We start from the raw sequence: 19,582 nt of genomic DNA, 5'->3' as shown, positions 1-19,582 counted from the left end.
CGTCCCAGACGCTATGAGAGAATGAGAAAAAACGCCAACACGGGAGGTGAGAGCCCATGGGGCGACGCGAGAAGGCCCTGCCAGACGCGATGCCGTCGGCGCATCGCCGGTTCGTCGAGGCCCTGCGCGAGGCACGGGTCGAAGCTGGATACACACTCACCCAGCTGTCAGGCCTGACGCCCTACAGCCCTGCAGCTGTCGCGCGTGGGCTCAGTGGCCAAGTCTTCCTAAGCGACGAACTAGCTGCAGCGTTGATTTCCGTTCTCGCTGAAGATGGAGTTTCGAAACGCCTGCTACTGGATCGCCTATGGAGGGATGCCAAGGAGGAAAATTTGCAGCTACTCGAAGGAAGGACTAAGGCCACCGCCACGAACCCAGCAGAAACCGACCTTCGGGCTGCCCTGAATAATCTTTACAAAAAGGCCGGATCCCCCCCATTGCGCGACCTTCAAAAAGAAGGTGGTCCGAGTCGGTCAACCCTTCATAGGGTTCTACAGAACCCGACAGCGGTTCCCGCTCAAACCGTTCTGCTAGCCGCAGATGCACTGAGCCGATACCTTCCAAGCAGCCACCGGGCACGCTACATGGAAGAAATCACCAAAGAACTTGTTCACGCCGCGAAGACAGAAAAGACGGTTGCCGTCTTTGGCACATCAGAGCTGAAGCGCTACATCCTGCCACAGGACACAGACCCCATCGCACACACGGAGGAAATCATGAATGCACTTCCGGGCATGGAACAGGAAAACCGCCTATTTATTAGCTACGCACACAAAGACAACGAATTGTTCGATGAAGCCGTCGCTATTTTCGCTAAAGATGTCAGCAATTTCTATTCCGCTAAAACGGGTAACACCCTCAACTACTTCTTTGATCGACAGAGCATCGGATGGGGGGAGAACTGGAGAGCAGAAATCGACCATGGGCTCGACAACTCCATGGTTTTCATGCCAATCATCACGATGCAATACTTCAACCGCGCCGCCTGTCGCGATGAATTGAATGCCTTCAAGAGTAGCGCCGAACGCCTTGGGGTGAAGGAACTGATTCTACCGGTTGTCATCGCCGGTGCCCGATCAATCAAGGCGGATCACGAAATCCCAGAAGTGCAAATTATTGAGAAGTTGCAGTATAAGGACCTCGAATCAGCTTTCCTTGCAGGTCCAGGGACGCCTGAATGGCGAACAGCCCTCAGTGCGCTAACCGATGACTTGATCAGCATCATCGCTAGAGTAGAGGCCGAACAAGAAGCCAGAAGGTCTTCTGGACAACCACTCCTCCCATCAGATGCCGCCGCAGAGGGGGAGGATGCTGACTTGCTTCAAGGCATGTCAGATTTGAGCACTCTTTCAGAGCGGGTTGAAGAAGAGATCGCGGAAGCTAATAGCGCTGTCGAAGAATGGGTAGAGGCGATCTCTGAAGACATGGAGTCTTTCTCCAATCAGAAGACGCCTCAACAGATGCAAGCTGTTTCTCTTCGAATGGCAAGCAAAGCCAAAGCACCCTCGATCCGGTTGAGGGATGCTGGGACAGCGCTTGCCACCACCACAGCCGAAGCAGACGCTCTTATGAGATTCATGATCGAGCAACTAGCTCGGACGGACTCTCCTGAAGCGCGCGAGATGGCGAAACAGCTAACCGAAAGTATGCAAGAAGACCCGCCAGACCTTCAGTCGCTTCTCGCCCAAATGTCGGGTGTGCTTTCCATGTTGACCGTGTTCGAGGTCATGAGTTCCCCCCTCCGAGCATCACTCAAGCCTGCTCGAGTAGGGATCAACAAGCTGCAAGACGCATTTCGGATTGTCGACAGCTGGAGTTCGCTGCCGAAAATCAACTAGAAGCGTCTGGCCTCTATTAGTTCACCAAAAAGGTCGGCGGAGCGGCTTTGGGCAGGAGCTGCTTTGGGGCGAGTGATCATGGCCCCGTAAGCTTCCGGCGAGTCGGGCAGTCTGTGGACCTGCCCGTTAAAGCACGACGTTGGGGCCATGATCTTAGAGGCTCGCCCCAAAGTGGCTGCCTAAAGCCGTGGACCTTCCCCGACCGTCAGAAGCGCCGGGCGGAAGAGTGGTTGTCCGAGACTGCTGCCGACATGTCCCGTGGTCAGTACGTCGATCCCAGGGCTGCCCGGACGACCTTCCAGCAGTACGCGGAACGCTGGATCGCCGGGCAGACGACCGACCTGAACACCCGCATCGGAGCGGAAACCCGGCTTCGGCTGCATGCCTTCCCACGGATCGGAGCGCGTCCGCTCGGGTCCTTCCGCCCGGTGCACATCCGCGAGTTCGTTCGCGACTTGGAGAACGACGCGATAGGCGGCACGTACGCCCGCAACATCTACGCGAACGTCCGCGCGGTGCTGTCGGCCGCCGGGGATGACGGCCACCTAGCTCGAAACCCGTGCTCGGCTGCGTCGGTCCGGCCGCCCGCCGCCTCCAGCGCCCGGGTGGTGCCCTGGCTCCCGTCCCAGGTGCGCGCGGTCCGCGATGCACTGCCCGAGCAATACCGAGCCATGGTCGACGTAGGTAGCGGCTGCGGCCTTCGACAGGGCGAGATCATCGGCCTAGCTGAGGACACCCTGATGCTCGACGGCGACACGCTTCGTGTCACCACTCAGGTCAAGCTGATCCGTGGCGTCGCCGTCTTCGCACCGCCCAAGGGCAACAAGGAGCGGAACGTACCGCTGCCGTCCTCGGTCGCCTCCGCCCTCCAGCGGCACGTCAAGAGGCACCCGCCCGTGGCAATCAAGCCGCCTTGGATGAGGCCGGACGGCCCGCTTACCGAGGGGCGCCTGATCTTCACCAACAGAGCCGACGGGATCGTCTGGCGAAGCAACTTCAACATCCAGGAGTGGAAGCCCGCGCTCGCGTCCGCAGGCCTCATTCCGACCCCCGAACCCGGGAAGCCGTACGCCTCCGCCCGGCAGCACGGGATGCACGCCCTTCGCCACTTCTACGCCTCGGTCCTCCTGGATGCGGGCGAGAGCATCAAGGCCGTGAGCGAGTACCTCGGCCACGCCGATCCGGCGATGACGCTGCTGGTGTACGCCCACCTGATGCCCAGCAGCAGCGAGCGGGCCCGCCGTGCCCTGGACGACGTCTTCGGCACGGCCCAGGAGCCCTGACGGCCCAGAGACGGCCCAACAGGCACAAGACTGGCCCCTACTGGCGACAACATCGCTGGTAGGGGGCTTCTTCGTGCCCGGAGCACATCAGTTCTCCGGGCTTAGGCATAGCTCGACCAGTGTCGCAGATCCATTCGTGTGCCCTGCGGCCCGCGGCTGCGAGGGCGGGCGTCGACGCCCCCTGCTGATCCTCCCTCCGCCATCGCAAACGGCCCAGCGGCGGCCCAGCGGTCCTGCCTGACCTGGGGTTACGTGGCCAACGCCGGCGAGAGGGCGGCAGGACCAACCGGCCTCGACCGGCACCGACATCGATGAGATCCAGTGCCGGGCCGACGACTCCTTCGGATCCGGCACCTTCCGCTACCCGCCGCCACCGCCCACGCCGGCGCCGGCGCCGGCGCCGGCTCCAACGACGTATCACCACCATCGCCACCGCGATGGCAGCCGTTGCACTCACCGCCCGCATCGTCACCACTGCGACCACTGACATCGACAACTCGCTGGACCACACGCTGAATTACGACGACATCGGCAACAGCCTCAGGCGATCCACGAGGCCGGTCTTGACGCGGCGAGCAGCGACTCCTCGCGGACCGACGAGTTCATCGACACCATCGAGAAGAACCTCGGCAGGATCAAGGACAAGAACGGCGATGCGGGCGACGGCAAGGCCGACAGGACGGCGTACGAGCTGAATGACGTCAGCGCCTCCGGACGAGGTCTGCGACTCCGGACGACGTCAGCGCCGCTCATCCGCGCCTGAATCCGGAAGCCCTACATGGACGCCGTGTGCTCCAGCCTGTCCTTCAGCAACTGCTCGTTGCGCGGCAGCTCCTTGCGGACCTGGGGGCGGACGAGGAGTGGCAGAAGGACCTTGCCGATGCCGTGGCCGTCGAAGTCGAGGTCCATCGTCACGCGGGATCGCCGACCGTCGTCGAGCGGCTCCACCGCCCCGTGGAAGTGCCCCCTGACAGGGCCGTCGATTCCGCGCAGACCCCAGCTGTGCGGAGGGTCGTACTCGGTGAACTCCATGGTCATCGGCATCTCACGGCGCCCGACCCGGCGGGTGACGCGGACCCGGGAACCGGGGTGGAGAGGCCCGTCGTCGAGCTGTTCCGCGGAGACCGCGCTCAGCTGCCACTCGGGCAGATGCGACGGATCGATGACGTACGCCCAGACGTCTTCGGGAGCGCGGTCGACGTCGATCTCTTCATGGAAGGCGGACATGACGCCCTCCCTTCAGGGAGATCCCCTTTGAGGGCTTACACCGGAATCGTCCCACTCGGCTGAGACTGACGCCATCTACCGGGTGGGGATTCCGAAACCGTCAGCCGGAGCCGACGAACAGCACCATCAGCAGCCACACGACAGGCGCCGTGGGCAGCAGCGAGTCCAGCCGGTCCATGATCCCGCCATGACCGGGGAGCAGCGTGCCCATGTCCTTGATGCCCAGGTCCCGCTTGATCATCGACTCGCCGAGGTCGCCGAGCGTGGCGCTGGCCGCGACCGCGAAGCCGAGGACCAGGCCCTGCCACCAGGAGCCGTCGTCGATGAGGAACTGCATGCACAGCGCGCCCGCCACCATCGCGAAGGACACCGCACCGAGCAGGCCCTCGCGGGTCTTGCCGGGGCTGATGCGCGGGGCGAGCTTGTGCTTGCCGAAGCGCCAGCCGACGGCGTACGCGCCGGTGTCGCTGACCACGGTCAGCAGCAGGAAGGTCATGACGCGCCAGGGGCCGTCGTGGGCCGCCAGCATCAGCGCCACGAACGTCGCCAGGAACGGCACGTAGAACGCGGCGAAGACGCCCGCGGTGACGTCCTTGAGGTAGCCCTCGGGCGGCTCCGTCATACGCCATACGAGGACGGCGAGTGCCGTGAGCGCCATGGCGACCCACGCGCCCTCGGCGCCCCGGACGTACCCGGCGACGACCATCGCGGCGCCACCGAGTGCCAGCGGGACCAGGGGCGCCTTGATGCCCTTGCGCTCCTGCAGCCGGCTGGTCAACTCCCACAGGCCCACCACGACAGCGACGACGACCACGCCGACGAAGACGGCCTTGACGACGAACAGCGACGCGATGATCACCACGCCGAGCCCGACGCCGACGCCTATGGCAGCACCCAGGTCGCGCCCCGCGCTCTTCTTCTGCGGCGGGGGCGCCGGCTGCGGGGCGTCGGGCATGGGCTCCGGATTCTGCTGCGCCGCTGGGTAGGGCGGCGACTGCGGCGGTTCGTCGCGGAACAAGGGGCCGCTCAGCCGAGCGGCCCCCCGGTCGTCATCCTGGTCACCGCCGTACGCGGGTACCTCGGGCACGATGGGCATGGGGCGAGTCTGCTGCGCCTTGGGCGCATCGTACGCGGGACCCGCCGGGGCAGCCCCCTGGACAGGTCCCTGGTCGGTCGGCCCCCAGTACCCGGCCTGTGACCCGGTGTGGGGCGGCGCTCCCCAGGAAGATTCGTTCATCAGACCTCGAGCAGCTCCGCTTCCTTGTGCTTCAGGAGCTCGTCCACCTGGGCCACGTACTTGTGGGTGGAGTCGTCGAGTTCCTTCTCCGCACGGCGGCCCTCGTCCTCGCCGACCTCGCCGTCCTTGATCAGCTTGTCGATGGCGTCCTTGGCCTTGCGGCGCACGGAGCGGATGGAGACCCGGGAGTCCTCGGCCTTGGCCTTGGCGACCTTGATGTAGTCGCGGCGGCGCTCCTCGGTGAGCTCGGGGAACACCACGCGGATGATGTTGCCGTCGTTGCTCGGGTTGACGCCCAGGTCGGAGTCACGGATGGCCTGCTCGATGTTGCGCAGGGCCGTCTTGTCGAACGGGGTCACTACCGCCATGCGCGGCTCCGGCACGGAGAACGAAGCCAGCTGGTTGATCGGCGTCGGCGCGCCGTAGTAGTCGGCCACGATCTTGTTGAACATCGCCGGGTGCGCACGACCGGTGCGGATCGCGGCGAAGTCCTCCTTGGCGACCACGACGGCCTTCTCCATCTTCTCCTCGGCCTCGAGGAGGGTCTCTTCGATCACCACTTGCTCCTGCGTGTCTTGAGTAAGGCCCGGCTGCGGTTCCTTGGTGGGGGGCGGCGGCCGGCTGCGTCGCGTCTTCTTCCTGCACGGTTCCCGACCGGCAGGACATTGTCCATCCCCCGGTCAGGGTCCATGGGTGTTGCTGGTCAGTCCCGGTTGTCCTGGTCACCCACGAGCGTGCCGATCTTCTCACCCTTGACGGCGCGGGCGATGTTGCCCTCGGCGATGAGCTCGAAGACCAGGATCGGGAGCTTGTTGTCGCGGCACAGGGTGATGGCGGTCATGTCCGCGACCTTGAGGTCCTGGGTGATGACCTCGCCGTAGCCGAGGGAGTCGAACTTGACGGCGTCCGGGTTGCGCTTCGGGTCGGAGTCGTAGACCCCGTCCACTCCGTTCTTGCCCATCAGCAGCGCCTCGGCGTCGATCTCCAGGGCGCGCTGGGCGGCGGTGGTGTCGGTGGAGAAGTACGGCATGCCCATACCGGCACCGAAGATGACGACCCGACCCTTCTCCAGGTGGCGCACGGCCCGCAGCGGGATGTACGGCTCGGCGACCTGGCCCATGGTGATGGCGGTCTGCACCCGGCTGTCGATGCCCTCCTTCTCCAGGAAGTCCTGGAGGGCGAGGCAGTTCATGACCGTGCCGAGCATGCCCATGTAGTCCGAGCGGGCCCGGTCCATGCCACGCTGCTGCAGCTCCGCGCCGCGGAAGAAGTTGCCGCCGCCGATGACGACCGCGATCTCGGCGCCGTCCCGGACGACGGCGGCGATCTCACGGGCGATCTTGTGCACCACGTCGGGGTCCACGCCCAGGCCCCCGCCGCCGGAGAAGGCCTCACCGGACAGCTTCAGCAGAAACCGGCCGTGTACTTTGCCGTCGTCGCTCTTCTGAGCCTTGGTGGTCATGGAGATCCCGCCTCTTTCACGTGGTGCACATACGAAGAAGGCCATTGCCGGTGGGGTGTCGTTCGCAACCCATTCTCGGCAATGGCCTCCTTGTCAGATCTGCCGTCGTCCGTCACGCGCGTGCGTGACGGTGTACCGGACGACTGCGCTCGACCCTATCGGGCCGACGCGCCGCTCGCGGCACGGACTCAGATGCCGACCTTGATACGCGTGAAGCGCTTCAGGGTGACACCGGCCTCGTCCAGGACCTTCTGGACCGACTTCTTGTTGTCGAGCGCGAACGGCTGACCGAGCAGCGTGGCGTCCTTGAAGAAGCCGTTGAGGCGACCCTCGACGATCTTCGGCAGCGCGGCCTCGGGCTTGCCCTCGGCGCGGGTGGTCTCCTCGGCGACGCGACGCTCGGACTCGACGACCTCGGCCGGCACGTCCTCCTTGGAGAGGTACTTCGGCGCGAAGGCGGCGATGTGCTGGGCGACGCCCTTGGCGATCTCCGCGTTCGGCTTGTCCAGCTCGACGAGGACACCGATCTGCGGGGGCAGGTCGGGCATCGTGCGGTGCATGTACGCGGTCACGAAACCGTCGGTGTACTGCGCGAAGCGGTCGAGGACGATCTTCTCGCCGAGGTTGGCGTTGGCCTCGTCCACGAACGCCTGGACGGTCTTGCCGGCCTCGATCTCGGAGGCGAGCAGGGCATCGAGGTCGGCCGGGGAGGTCTTGGTGATGTGCTCGGCGATCGCGTTCGCGACAGCCTGGAACTTGTCACCCTTGGCGACGAAGTCCGTCTCGCACTTCAGCTCGACCAGGACGCCGGAGGAGTTGTCGTCGGCGATGATCGAGACCACTGCGCCGTTCTCGGCGGAGCGGCCCTCGCGCTTGGCGACGCCCTTCTGGCCCTTGATACGGAGCGCCTCGACGGCCTTCTCGACGTTGCCCTCGGCCTCGTCCAGCGCCTTCTTGCAGTCCATCATGCCGGCGCCGGTGAGCTCACGAAGCTTCTTGACGTCGGCGGCGGTGTAGTTCGCCATGAGTCTGTGAATCTTTCTCGAAGTCTGGAAGATCGAAGATCTACGGGGTCTACGGCCCCCATGTAGTCGGAGGCCGCTGACACTCCGCCGACCTAAGGGTTGACGGCGGGAGCGGACTTCACCGCGCCTGAGGCGCTGGTGGATGCAGTACCGCTCCCGCTGTCAACTCTGACGCTGACGGATCAGGCCTGCTCGGCGTCCGCGGCCGGAGCGGCCTCGGCGGCCGGAGCCGCGGGGGTCTCGTCGGCCGGAGCCTCAGCCGCGGGGGTCTCGTCGGCCGGAGCCTCAGCCGCGGGGGTCTCGTCGGCCGGAGCCTCAGCCGCAGGAGCCTCGGCGGCCGGAGCCTCGGCAGCGGCCTCGGCCGGCTTCTCGGCAGCCTCTTCGGAGTCCGCCTTCTTCTCGCCCTCGAGCAGGTCGCGCTCCCACTCGGCGAGCGGCTCGCCCGCGGCCTTCTCGCCCTTGTCGCCGGTGGCGACGCGAGAGCGGGAGATGAGGCCCTCGGCGACCGCGTCGGCGATCACGCGGGTGAGCAGGGTGACGGAGCGGATCGCGTCGTCGTTGCCCGGGATCTTGTAGTCGACCTCGTCGGGGTCGCAGTTGGTGTCGAGGATGGCGACGACCGGAATGTTGAGCTTCCGGGCCTCACCGACCGCGATGTGCTCCTTCTTGGTGTCCACGATCCAGACGGCGCTGGGAACCTTGGACATCTCGCGGATACCACCGAGGGTCTTCTCCAGCTTGGCCTTCTCGCGCGAGAGCACGAGAAGCTCCTTCTTGGTCAGACCCGACGCGGCGACGTCCTCGAAGTCGATCTGCTCAAGCTCCTTGAGGCGCTGCAGACGCTTGTAGACGGTGGAGAAGTTGGTGAGCATGCCGCCCAGCCAGCGCTGGTTGACGAAGGGCATGCCGACGCGGGTGGCCTGCTCGGCGATGGCCTCCTGCGCCTGCTTCTTCGTGCCGACGAACATGACCGTGCCGCCGTGGGCGACGGTCTCCTTGACGAACTCGTAGGCGCGGTCGATGTACGACAGCGACTGGAGCAGGTCGATGATGTAGATGCCGTTGCGCTCGGTGAAGATGAAGCGCTTCATCTTCGGGTTCCAGCGACGGGTCTGGTGACCGAAGTGGACGCCGCTTTCCAGCAGCTCCCGCATCGTGACGACGGCCATGGCCGTTCTCCTTGGTGTTCTCGGTTGTGCCGCGGGGGCCGGACGGCTCCCGCGCCTGACGCCCACATGCGCCGTGCCACGAAGGACCGAGTAGCGCTGACACCGGCTTTTGATCGCCAGATGTCGGGGCGTGCGAAGTCGACCCGGTCACCCGGATCGCCAGAAGAAGTGTACGGGACCGGCGAGGTGCCGGGTGACGTCGCTGTCCACAACCGGGGAGTAGTCCACAGATCCCGGCCATGTCCGGGCGGGGTGCGGGACGGTGACGGCATGCGAGCGAATCGATACCTGCGCCTGACGGGAGCGGCCCTGCTGGCGCTGACCTCGGCGGTCCTGACCCCTTGGGCCTGGGCTGACGCCCCGCCCACACCGCCTGCCCCGGGCCCGGGCACCCCGGCCGTCGCCCGCGCCTGGCCGGTGGGCACGCACCCCGCGGTGCTACGGGGCTGGGAGCCCCCGGCGACTGTCTACGGCCGCGGCCACCGGGGCGTCGACCTGGCGGCGCCGGCGGGAACACCGGTGCGGGCGGTGGCGGCCGGCCGGGTGTCCTTCGCGGGCCGGGTGGCAGGACGGGGCGTGGTCTCCGTGGAGTTGACGGGCACCGATCTGCGCACGACGTACGAACCGGTGAGGCCGTCGGTGAGGAAGGGTGACGAGGTGGAGGCCGGCGAGCCGGTGGGCACGGTCGAGGCGACCGGATCGCACTGCACGGTCGCGTGCGTGCACTGGGGTCTGCTGAGGGGCGACACCTACCTGGACCCGCTGTCGCTGCTGCCACCCTGGCTGCTGCACAGGGGGCCGTCCCGGCTGCTGCCCGTACTGGGAGTCCCCCTGCCTCAGCCTCGAACCCCCCGCAGCGCCATGGCCACAGCCGCATCCGTGATCTCCGCCGGGTCCTCCGCCGCCCCGAGTTCGATCCGCCGGACAGCCGCGTCGACGATTCCCTGAAGCAGCATCGCCGCCAGTCGGGGCTCCGCGTGGCCCAGTTCCCCCAGCGCCTCGCCGATCATCGCGACGAGCCCGCCGTGCGCGGCCCGGATCCTCTCCCGGGCGCCCGCATCGAGTTCACTCGCCGAAATGGCGACCACGGCCCGGTGCCGCCGGTCCCCGACCAGTGCCAGCTGCTGCCGCACGTACGCCTCGACCGTGGCCTCGGCCGACTCCTCCCGCTCCATCGCCGCCGCGACCTCGGCGGCCCACAGGGGAAAGTCGACCGCGCACAGTTCCTCGACCACGGCGGCCCGGGACCGGAAGTACTCGTACACGGAGGACCGCGCAAGGCCCGTCCGCTCGGCGAGGGCCGGGAAGGTCAGCGCCTCCGTCCCGCCTTCGGACAGCAGCGACCGCGCCGCGTCCAGCAGGGCGGCTCGCTGCATCGACCGGTGCTCGGCCACGGAGGCCGCTCGAATCCTTGGCACGTCAACCACTCTACGGACGCGCCACCCCCGACGGGAGTGACCGAGCCGCTCAGCGTCCGAAGCTCGCCAGCTTCGCGCGCAGTTGCAGCACCGACTTGGTGTGGATCTGGCTGACCCGGCTCTCCGTCACACCGAGCACGTTCCCGATCTCGGCGAGCGTCAGCCCCTCGTAGTAGTAGAGGGTGACCACGGTCTTCTCCCGCTCGGGCAGGGTGTTGATCGCCCGCGCGAGAAACCGTCTGAGCTCCCGGTCCTCGGCCACCTCGACCGGGTTGTCGGCGGCGGTGTCCTCCAGCGTGTCCATCACGCTGAGCCCGTCCCCGCCCTCACCCCCCACATGCAGCAGCTCCTCCAGGGCCACCACGTTCGCCAGCGACAACTGGCTGAACACCGCGTGGAGTTCTTCCACGGCGATGCCCATCTCGGAGGCGACCTCCCCCTCCGACGGCGTCCGTCTGAGTCGAGCCTCCAGCGTCGCGTACGCCCGCTCGACGTTGCGTGCCTTCTGCCGCACCGACCGCGGAATCCAGTCCAGCGCCCTGAGCTCGTCGATCATCGCGCCCCGGATCCGGGTGATCGCGTACGTCTCGAACTTGATCTCCCTGTCGATGTCGAACTTCTCGATCGCGTCGATCAGCCCGAACACCCCGGACGAGACGAAGTCGGCCTGCTCGACGTTGGGCGGCAGGCCGACGCTCACCCGTCCCGCCACGTACTTGACCAGCGGCGAGTAGTGCAGGATCAGCTGCTCCCGCAGCCGCTCGTCCCCCGTGTGCTTGTACGACCGCCACAGCTCGTCGAGCGTCGAGGGAGCGGGCGGTCGCACGCTGCCACCGTCACGGGCGGCTGGGGGGATCGCCGCCCGGTCGGACCCGGAGGTGTGCTGGGGCATTCGTCGCCTTGTGCCGTTCTGCAGTGAAGTGGGGGTACGTGGGTGAGCTGTCGGTCTGATGTCGAGATGCCGGTCTGCGTCGGAATCCACGTGAGCGTAGCGTGACTGGAGTGTTGCGGTGCGCGAACGCCGACGCGGAATCTGTGCGCGGACGCGCTCCGCAGGGCACTCCACCGAGTCACGACGGTCGCTGTGCGTGACGGCCGAGGGACGCCAACTGGGCGTATTTGCACAGGTGTCAGGCTTCCCCCGGACGGCCGAACACGCTCGGTCAGCATCGGCTCCGACCCTCGCGGACGGAGATCATCGCCTGGCGTGTCAACTTCCAGCCGTCGCCGTGTCGTTCGACGTAACCGAGTGATCGGAGTTCGTACAGTTTCGCGATCGCGTCGTCCTGCGTGGTCTGCGCACCTCGTGCGATCTCGCGAGGTGGCGCCGCGCCTCGGCCGGGCAGCGCGGCCAGCACCCGCCGCGCGCCCGGGTCCAGGAGATCGCGGGGCAGCACCGGCCCGCACCGCTCGGGCGCCAGCTCCCCCATATCGCCGACGAGTTCGACGACTTCCGCGGCGTCGGAGACCAGCACGGCGTCACTCCGCAGGAGTTCGTGGACTCCCGCGGACAGGGCGCTGGTGGCGGGGCCGGGCACTCCCATCGTGTGACGCCCGAGCCGCTGGGCGGCCCGTGCCGTGGCCAGCGAGCCGCTGCGGTGGGCGGCCTCCACCACGACGGTGCCCCTGGTCAGGGCGGCGATCACCCGGTTGCGGACGATGAATCTGCTCGGCGTCGGATGACCGCCGGGCGGCAACTCCCCGATGACGAGTCCCTGTTCCGCGATCCTGGTGATCAACTCGGTGTGTCCGCGCGGGTAGCAACGGTCCACCCCGCAGGCGAGGACGGCCACCGTGGCGCCGCCGGCGCCCAGAGCGCCCCGGTGTGCGGCGCCGTCGACCCCGTAGGCACCTCCGGACACGACCACCCAGCCGTGCTCGGCGAGGCCCGCGCCGAGGGTGGCCGCCATGTGCGCCCCGTACCCGGTGCACGCCCGTGCGCCCACGACGGCGACGGATCTGAGGGCCCACATCCGCAGGCTGGGCCGCCCCCGCACCCACAGCCCGACGGGCCGCGCGTCCCCGAGGTCATCGAGCTGTCCCGGCCAGTCCCCGGCCCCCGGCACCACGAACCGCATCCCGGCTTCCCGGGCGGCGGCCAGGTCCCGCTCCGGCTCCGCCTCCCGGGCCCGGTCCAACAGCCCGGCCCACCGCTTGTCGGTGATTCCGACGAGCTGCGGCCCACCGTCGCGCAGCCTGCCCGCCACTTCCATCGCCCCGAGCTCCCGCAGCCACCGCCCGGCGACCTCGTCACCCGGTTCCAGGACTCGGCTGAGGAAGACACGGGCGAGCAGCTCACCTTCCTGATCGCTGCCGGTGCTCACGGCCGCGCCCCGATGGCCATGGGCACGCCGCGCGGTACGCCGGTGCGCAGTTGCAGCGCCAGGGCGACGTCCGTCGCGTCGGGCCTGTCGTGGCCGGTGAGGTCCGCGACGGTCCAGGCGACGCGCAGCACGCGGTCGAGACCGCGGGCGGTCAGCATGCCTCGCTCCAGGCTGCGTTCCGCCTCGTCCATCGCTCCGCTCGCGGCGTGCCAGCGACCGCGCAGCTCCTGGCCGGGGACTTCGCTGTTGGTCAGCCATGGGGTGCCTTCGAGCCGGGCCTCCGCCCGTTCCCTGGCCGCGCGCACCCGGTCGGCGACCGTGACGGTGGACTCGCCGTGGCCATCGCGCCGGGTCAGCTCTGCACGGGTGACCCGATCGACCTCGACCCGCAGGTCGACGCGGTCGAGCAGGGGGCCGGACAACCGCGCCTGGTAGCGGCGGATCGCCGAGGGCGGACACTCGCAGAATTCGTCCCTCTGCGAGAAACGGCCGCACGGGCAGGGGTTGGCGGCGAGCACCATCAGGAACTTCGCCGGGAACCGCACGACGCCCGCGCTGCGTGCGATCACGACGTGCCCGGCCTCCAGGGGCTGCCGCAGCGCGTCGAGGGCCCGGCTGCTGAACTCGGGTGTCTCGTCGAGAAAGAGAACACCGCGATGGGAGAGCGAGACCGCGCCGGGGCGGGCGATGCCGGGTCCGCCGCCCACGAGGGCCTGCATGGTCGCCGAGTGGTGCGGAGCGCAGTACGGAGCGATGTTGATCATGGGTTTGCCCGGGGGCAGCAGGCCGGCCACCGAGTGGACCGCGGTGACCTCGAGCGACTCCGCCCGGCCGAGCCGGGGCAGGATGGCCGGCAGTCGCTCCGCGAGCATCGTCTTTCCGGCGCCCGGCGGGCCCTCAAGGAAGAGGTGATGGCCACCCGCCGCGGCGACCTCCACCGCGGTCCTCGCCGAGGTCTGCCCCACCACGTCGGCGAGGTCATGGCCGTGGTCGTACTGCGCGGCGCCCAGGCCGTGCATCCCTGTGGCAGCGCCGGTGCCGGGCACTCGCAGACCGGCGAGGAGCGGATCCGGGCGGCCCCGCTCGTCCGGTTCCTCGTCGGGCACCGGCTCGTCCGCCAGGATCGCGATCAGCTGCCGCAGGCTGCGCACACCCAGTACGGACACGCCGGGCACCAGGGAGGCCTCCGCGGCCGCGCACTCGGGCACCACCACCTGCTCGTAACCCGCGTCCGCCGCGGCCAGCACCGCCGGCAGGATGCCCCGGACGGGCCGGACCCGACCGTCCAGGCCCAGTTCCCCGATCATCACGATGTCGGCGAGCACCCGCGGATCGATCCGCTCGGCGGCGCCGAGCACGGCGCAGGCGACGGCAAGATCAAACCCACTGCCGGCCTTCGGCACCGACGCCGGGCTGAGCCCGACCGTGAGTTTCTTCTGCGGCCATTCGCCACCGGAGTTGACGACCGCCGCCCGTACCCGGTCCCGGCTCTCGCTCAGGCTTTTGTCCGGCAGCCCCACCAGCGTGAACGCCGCAACTCCGGGCTCCAGATCGGCCTGGACCTCGACGACCACACCCTCGACGCCGACCAATGCCACCGAGCACGTACGCGCGAAGCCCATCTCAGGCCACCCCCCGCGCGTGCTCGACCACCGGTGCGCCCTTGTCCGGGAGGACGACGCCGATCAGGTCGATGCGGACGCCTCCCGGTGGAGCTCCCCCGTGTGTCTGGATCCAGCGCTCCGCGAGATCACGCAGCCGTTGCACCTTCTCCGGACCGATCGCTGCCATCGGATGCTCGAAGCGGCCGTCCCTGCGGGTCTTGACCTCGCAGACGACCAGGACTTCGCCGTCGAGGGCGACGATGTCGATCTCGCCGGCCCTGCCACACCGCCAATTCCGCTCAAGGACGGTCATCCCGGCTTCGGCCAGCCGCCGCGCGGCCAGATCTTCGCCGTACCTTCCGAGTGCACTGCGTGCGTTCATGTCGGCACCACCTCCGGCGCCAACCGTCACGCACCCGCCCCCAAGAAGTGGATCTTGGTGGACAACTCAGCGGTTGTGGATAACCCCGTCACCCGCCGGGCAGCTCCAGGTCGCTCTTGTTCAGCTCCTCGATGTTCACGTCCTTGAACGTGAGCACCCGCACCTGCTTCACGAACCGAGCCGGCCTGTACATGTCCCAGACCCAGGCGTCCGCCATGGACACCTCGAAGAACACCTCGCCCTGGACCGAGTGCACCTGCATCTCGTAGTCGTTGGTCAGGTAGAAGCGCCGCTCGGTCTCGATCACATATTTGAACAGACCGACGACATCGCGGTACTCCCGGTAGAGCTTCAGCTCCATCTCGGTCTCGTACTTCTCGAGGTCCTCGGCGCTCATGGCAGCTTCCCCTTCAGCCGTGCGATCCCACCATTGTGCGCCAGTCCCGTGAGCCCCTAGACGATTTCGGGGTCAAGCGTCACGGGCCCGGCCGGGGGACCTTCGTCAAGCAGCCTGCTCAGCAGCTCGGCGAGTCTGGTCGGATACACCGTCTCATGTGCCCGGGTCAGGTCCTGACACGTCCACCAGCGCGCTCCGGCGACGCTGCGCCGCTCCAGCTCCGTAAGGGCCATGGCCTCGGGCACCACCTCGGGCGTGTCCACCGTCCGGGCCAGGTAGTACCACTCGTCCTGATCCCAGCGGCGCCCCGCGAACGGGAAGGAGCACATCCGCCGCCACAGCACCGGACCGAGTTCGATCTCGGTGATGCCGGTCTCCTCGGCGAGTTCCCTGCGGGCGGCCTCTTCACGGGTCTCGTCACCCTCCAGGCCGCCTCCCGGTGTGAACCACCAGTCGTCGGCCGGATCGCCCGGCTCGTGGCCGTGCAGGAGAAGGATGCGGTCCTCGGGGTCCAGCAGGACGACCCGGGCGACCTTGCGCAGACCGCCCCGATACGTGTCCTCGTCAGCGCCCGCCGCCTCAGCGGGCACCCACGGGCTCCGTCCCAGCCCGAGTGCGGCGCTTGTCCATCCGCTTGGCGACCGGACCGTACGCTCCGCCACCGAGGACAAGGACCGCTCCGGCCACGATCAGGGCGACGATGATGCGCAGCGGGCCCGGCCGGGACAGCGCACCGAGGGTCTCGAAGCCGGTGGGGCGTTCCAGCATGCCGTTCATGGGCCAGACGACGGCGTCCACCCGGGCGGTCACCGCGGAGCGCGCCACGGTGCCCTGGACGGCGTCACTGAGGTGGGCGGAGGAGTCCAGGGAGCCTTCGCGCTCGTCGCCGAGCAGGAACAGGCGGCCCTTGGGGACCTTCACGCTCGGGATCTTCTTGTCCTCGACGACGTTGCCCTTGAGATAGGCCTCGTCGATCTGCTTGCCGTTGACGGTCAGCTTGCCTTTGGTGCAGCAGGAGACCGTGTCGCCGCCGACCGCGACCACGCGCTTGACCACGGCCGCGCCGGTCACCCAGGACTTGTCGTTGAAGACGACGACGTCGCCCCGGCGTATCTCGCTGCCGTCGACGCGCTGTGCCAGGACCCGGTCGCCGGCGTCGATCGTCGGTGTCATCGAGCTGGTCGGCACGGTGTACGGCCGGTAGGCCACCGCTCCCCAGGCGAATCCACCGAGGAACAGCACACAGCCCAGTGCGACCGCCAGTCCGGACAGTCGCTGTCCGGTCCGGCTGCCCACCGGGCCCGTGCTTGTGCCACCGCTGCGCGGGGCCGTACGCGTCATGCTCTCGCCACCCATGGGTCCGCACCCTACCCGGGGGCACCTGAGCCGGTCAGCCCCTCCGCTGCGACCAAGGTCACAAGCTCCACGAGGGTTTCACGAGACCGTCAGGTACGCCCGGAGAGGCGCGGCCCGAGAGGCGACTCAGCGAGTCTGCTCGACGGCAGTCTTCCTACGGCGCCACAGGGCCACCGGGACCACACCGGTCAGGGCGAGCGCGTTCGGTGCGGCCGTCAGGGCGGCGGACGCCGAGGACTGGTTGTTCAGGCCGGGCTGGTCGAAGGTGTCCGGGACCGGGAGGGTGTTCCAGCGGGTGACCGGCCAGGCGATGACGATGGCGCGTCCGACGACCTTGTCCACCGGGACCATGCCGTTGTGCTTGTCGCTCTGGTTGTAGCGCGAGTCGCGCGAGTTCTGGCGGTGGTCGCCCATGACCCAGATGTAGCCCTTGGGGACCTTCACCGAGAACTGGCCGCCCTGGTCGTCGACGCTGCACGGCGTGTTGCCGGCGTACACGAACGACGTGTCGTTGAGTGCCTTGCCGTTGACCGTCAGCGGGCCGGAGCCCTTGCAGGAGACGGTGTCGCCGCCGACGCCGATGACGCGCTTGATGAGGTCCTTCTCCTCGGCGGACGGCATCAGGCCGATCCAGCTGAGGACCTTCTGCAGTGCGTTCGGAGTGGCCGTGGGCTCGCCCGCCAGCCAGTTGTCCGGGTCGTGGAAGACGACGACCTCGCCGCGCTCCGGCTTCGAGCCGAACCAGGGGGTGAGCTTGTCGACGAGGACCCGGTCGCCCTGCTGAAGGGTGTTCTGCATCGAGTCCGACGGAATCGAGAACGCCTGCACCAGAAACGTCTTGATCAGCAGCGCCAGCACGAGCGCGATACCGATCAGAATGGGCAGCTCCTTCCAGAAGGAGCGCTGTTTGCTGGGCTTGGGGGGTGTTCCGCCCGAGCCCTTTTCCCCGGCCTGGTCCCGCTCGTCCGGCACCGTGCCGTCCTCGGTCGCCCCGGAGTCACTCCCGGGGGTCACGGCGCTGTCCGCGGCCGGGACGGACGCGGAGACCCCTTGGACGGGTTGTCCACGGTGCTCCTCGCCTTCGTGTCCGGACCGTGCGCCAACCGCCACATCCCCCACGCCAACTCCTTACTCTGCGCCGCTGCCTGCCCCTTACGCGGTGCAGGCCCACCACTCCCATAACGAGCGGGAGTTCCGCAGGGCTCGGGAGCTGGATCGTTCCGTTGAATTCGTCCTGGGCAACCCTATGCGACAGCTGGGGGGACGCGGTCGTCCCCGACACGGAGTTGGAAACGGAGGAGAAAGTTTTAGGTTCCTTCAAGGAAGTCCAGTGGCCGAAGGGCCAGGCGATGACCTTCGCCCGTCCCACCACGGAGTCCAGGGAGACCGTGCCGCCGTAGTCGGTGTTCTGGTGGGCCCGCGAGTCCGCGGAGTTGGCACGGTGGTCGCCCATCACCCACAGGCGCCCCTGGGGGACGGTGATGTCGAACGGCTGTATGGAGGGGGCGTTCCCGGGATACAGGTAGTCACCCTCGGTCAGCGGTACGCCGTTGACCGTCATACGCCCTTGGGCGTCACAGCACTTCACGTGGTCGCCGCCGACTCCGATGACCCGCTTGATCAGGTCCTTCTCGTTGTCGGACGGCAGCAGGCCGATGAAGGTGAGTCCCTCCTTGACCTGCTTGACGACGACGGGGTCGTTCTTCTTCGTGGTCTGCTCGCCCGCGAGCCAGCCGCCGGGGTCCTTGAAGACGACGACGTCCCCGCGCTGGGGCTCGGAGCCGAACCACGGGGTGAGTTTGTCGACCAGGACACGGTCGCCGATCCGGATCGTCTGCTCCATGGAGCCGGACGGGATCACGAACGCCTGGACGAGGAACGTCTTCAGGACCAGGGCTATGAGGACCGCGACACCGACCAGGAGAGGTATCTCCTTGACCGCGCTGCGCCTGCGCTTTCGCTTGACCTTGCGCTGGAGCTTGCGGCGCTCGGCGCGGGTGCGTCCGCCACTCGCGCCGCCACCGGTCGCGCCGCCAACGGGGCGGCGGGAGCCGGTGGGCAGCAGGTTCTCGGTGCCGAAGGGGCCTTCCGGTGTCGCACCGCGTGGTCTGCCACGGTTACCCATGAGCACCGTCCGCCGCGGGCACGCGCGCGTAGGCGCCGGGACGGTGCAGGCGGATCCAGTGGGCGGACGGCCAGACGATCCAGTCGGCACGTCCGATGACCTCGGACACCGGGATCATGCCGCCGCCGGGCGAGCCCAGGTGGTCGCGGGAGTCGCTGGAGTCGCTGCGGTGGTCACCGAGGAGGAACAGGGTGCCCTTGGGCACGACGACCTTGAAGGGCACCGAGGACGGGCTGTCACCGGGGTACAGGAACGTCGACTCGTCCACCGACCGGCCGTTCACCTCGATCCTCCCCTCCCTGCCGCAGCAGACCACGTGGTCTCCCCCCACGCCCACGACGCGCTTGATGAAGTCGCCGCTCCCGAAGTACCCCGTTCCGTCGAACACGACGACATCGCCGCGCCGCGGCTCGGCACCGAAACGGTACGCCAACTTATTTACGAGAACGCGGTCCCCGACCCTCAATCCGTTTTCCATGGATCCGCTGGGAATCTGGAAGGGTTGCACCACGAAAGCGTTGAGGATCAGCAAAAACACCAGGCAGACCAGCAGGGTCAGTGAGATCCACCCGCCCGGCAGCCAGTCGGTGATACGCGCCACCAACGCGAAACGCGACCGTCCCTCCGGCCCTTCTGTCTCCGGGATCTCCTGGGAGACGTCCGCGGAATCGGAAGGGCGGGAGGAGCGGTCGCGCTCCGTCTGCTGTGCTTCGGTGTCCATCGAGGCCAGATGCT

The 19,582-nt window shown here is 67.8% G+C and carries 19 protein-coding genes and 1 pseudogene; 3 read left to right on the top strand and 17 right to left on the bottom strand.

The features are described 5' to 3' along the window. Positions 1 to 56: 56 nt before the first annotated feature. Positions 57 to 1,838: a toll/interleukin-1 receptor domain-containing protein gene (locus OOK07_RS31300; protein WP_266799777.1), complete on the top strand. Its 1,782-nt coding sequence runs from the start codon at positions 57 to 59 to the stop codon at positions 1,836 to 1,838. A 113-nt stretch (positions 1,839 to 1,951) separates the two neighbouring features. Continuing rightward, the gene (locus tag OOK07_RS31295; protein ID WP_524540327.1) at positions 1,952 to 3,121 is read left to right on the top strand and encodes a site-specific integrase; all 1,170 of its coding nucleotides are present in this window, start codon (positions 1,952 to 1,954) and stop codon (positions 3,119 to 3,121) included. A gap of 774 nt (positions 3,122 to 3,895) precedes the next feature. Here the strand turns inward: OOK07_RS31295 and OOK07_RS31290 are convergent. From OOK07_RS31290 to rpsB, 6 genes are all read right to left on the bottom strand, one after another. Beyond that, positions 3,896 to 4,348, bottom strand: coding sequence for an SRPBCC family protein (locus OOK07_RS31290; RefSeq protein WP_266685102.1), 453 nt, complete (start codon positions 4,346 to 4,348; stop codon positions 3,896 to 3,898). 100 nt (positions 4,349 to 4,448) lie between these two features. Continuing rightward, positions 4,449 to 5,585 carry a phosphatidate cytidylyltransferase gene (locus OOK07_RS31285; protein WP_266685101.1) on the bottom strand — a complete coding sequence of 379 codons (1,137 nt, stop codon included), beginning with the start codon at positions 5,583 to 5,585 and terminating at the stop codon, positions 4,449 to 4,451. After that, entirely contained in the window at positions 5,585 to 6,142 is a 558-nt protein-coding gene (gene frr, locus OOK07_RS31280) for a ribosome recycling factor (RefSeq protein ID WP_266685100.1), read from the bottom strand. The genes OOK07_RS31285 and frr overlap by 1 nt, the downstream gene beginning before the upstream one ends. A gap of 146 nt (positions 6,143 to 6,288) precedes the next feature. Then, positions 6,289 to 7,047 (bottom strand): UMP kinase, encoded by a 759-nt coding sequence (gene pyrH, locus OOK07_RS31275; RefSeq protein ID WP_266685099.1) that lies wholly within the window; start codon positions 7,045 to 7,047, stop codon positions 6,289 to 6,291. A 188-nt stretch (positions 7,048 to 7,235) separates the two neighbouring features. Continuing rightward, complete coding sequence (tsf, locus tag OOK07_RS31270; RefSeq protein WP_266685098.1) at positions 7,236 to 8,072, bottom strand: translation elongation factor Ts; 837 nt, start codon at positions 8,070 to 8,072, stop codon at positions 7,236 to 7,238. Between the two features lie 182 nt (positions 8,073 to 8,254). Next, positions 8,255 to 9,241 carry a 30S ribosomal protein S2 gene (gene rpsB / locus OOK07_RS31265; RefSeq protein ID WP_266685096.1) on the bottom strand — a complete coding sequence of 329 codons (987 nt, stop codon included), beginning with the start codon at positions 9,239 to 9,241 and terminating at the stop codon, positions 8,255 to 8,257. Positions 9,242 to 9,511: 270 nt separating this feature from the next. Between rpsB and OOK07_RS31260 the strand changes: the two are divergent. Next, positions 9,512 to 10,078, top strand: a pseudogene (locus tag OOK07_RS31260) (M23 family metallopeptidase); the annotation flags it as partial. On the opposite strand, the gene OOK07_RS31255 reads toward OOK07_RS31260, so the two are convergent. The 11 genes from OOK07_RS31255 to lepB (OOK07_RS31205) all read right to left on the bottom strand — a co-directional run bounded on the left by OOK07_RS31255 (position 10,078) and on the right by lepB (OOK07_RS31205) (position 19,568). Beyond that, a complete protein-coding gene (locus tag OOK07_RS31255; RefSeq protein ID WP_266802091.1) occupies positions 10,078 to 10,635 on the bottom strand; it encodes a TetR/AcrR family transcriptional regulator in 558 nt (185 codons plus the stop codon). The pseudogene OOK07_RS31260 and the gene OOK07_RS31255 sit on opposite strands and share 1 nt — an antisense overlap. A 73-nt stretch (positions 10,636 to 10,708) precedes the next feature. Then, positions 10,709 to 11,551: an RNA polymerase sigma factor WhiG gene (whiG, locus tag OOK07_RS31250; protein ID WP_266685093.1), complete on the bottom strand. Its 843-nt coding sequence runs from the start codon at positions 11,549 to 11,551 to the stop codon at positions 10,709 to 10,711. Between the two features lie 271 nt (positions 11,552 to 11,822). Next, on the bottom strand, positions 11,823 to 12,983 hold the full coding sequence (gene dprA / locus OOK07_RS31245) for a DNA-processing protein DprA (RefSeq protein WP_266799771.1): 1,161 nt from the start codon (positions 12,981 to 12,983) through the stop codon (positions 11,823 to 11,825). Continuing rightward, positions 12,980 to 14,605, bottom strand: coding sequence for a YifB family Mg chelatase-like AAA ATPase (locus OOK07_RS31240; RefSeq protein ID WP_266799769.1), 1,626 nt, complete (start codon positions 14,603 to 14,605; stop codon positions 12,980 to 12,982). The genes dprA and OOK07_RS31240 overlap by 4 nt, the downstream gene beginning before the upstream one ends. Before the next feature lies 1 nt (position 14,606). Next, positions 14,607 to 14,969 carry a YraN family protein gene (locus OOK07_RS31235; RefSeq protein WP_266685090.1) on the bottom strand — a complete coding sequence of 121 codons (363 nt, stop codon included), beginning with the start codon at positions 14,967 to 14,969 and terminating at the stop codon, positions 14,607 to 14,609. A gap of 88 nt (positions 14,970 to 15,057) precedes the next feature. Then, entirely contained in the window at positions 15,058 to 15,366 is a 309-nt protein-coding gene (locus OOK07_RS31230; protein ID WP_003965949.1) for a DUF2469 domain-containing protein, read from the bottom strand. A 56-nt stretch (positions 15,367 to 15,422) separates the two neighbouring features. After that, entirely contained in the window at positions 15,423 to 15,956 is a 534-nt protein-coding gene (locus tag OOK07_RS31225; RefSeq protein ID WP_266685089.1) for an NUDIX hydrolase, read from the bottom strand. Then, positions 15,946 to 16,722 (bottom strand): signal peptidase I, encoded by a 777-nt coding sequence (gene lepB / locus OOK07_RS31220; RefSeq protein WP_266799768.1) that lies wholly within the window; start codon positions 16,720 to 16,722, stop codon positions 15,946 to 15,948. The genes OOK07_RS31225 and lepB (OOK07_RS31220) overlap by 11 nt, the downstream gene beginning before the upstream one ends. A 126-nt stretch (positions 16,723 to 16,848) precedes the next feature. After that, the gene (gene lepB / locus OOK07_RS31215) at positions 16,849 to 17,832 is read right to left on the bottom strand and encodes a signal peptidase I (protein WP_266802090.1); all 984 of its coding nucleotides are present in this window, start codon (positions 17,830 to 17,832) and stop codon (positions 16,849 to 16,851) included. Further along, entirely contained in the window at positions 17,720 to 18,847 is a 1,128-nt protein-coding gene (gene lepB / locus OOK07_RS31210; protein WP_266685087.1) for a signal peptidase I, read from the bottom strand. The genes lepB (OOK07_RS31215) and lepB (OOK07_RS31210) overlap by 113 nt, the downstream gene beginning before the upstream one ends. Beyond that, entirely contained in the window at positions 18,840 to 19,568 is a 729-nt protein-coding gene (gene lepB, locus OOK07_RS31205) for a signal peptidase I (protein ID WP_266685086.1), read from the bottom strand. Before lepB (OOK07_RS31205) ends, lepB (OOK07_RS31210) begins: the two co-directional genes overlap by 8 nt. Positions 19,569 to 19,582: the final 14 nt, after the last annotated feature.

The sequence above is a fragment of the Streptomyces sp. NBC_00078 genome, assembly GCF_026343335.1.
Classification (GTDB): domain Bacteria; phylum Actinomycetota; class Actinomycetes; order Streptomycetales; family Streptomycetaceae; genus Streptomyces.
This window is presented reverse-complemented; position numbering and strand designations above follow the sequence as displayed.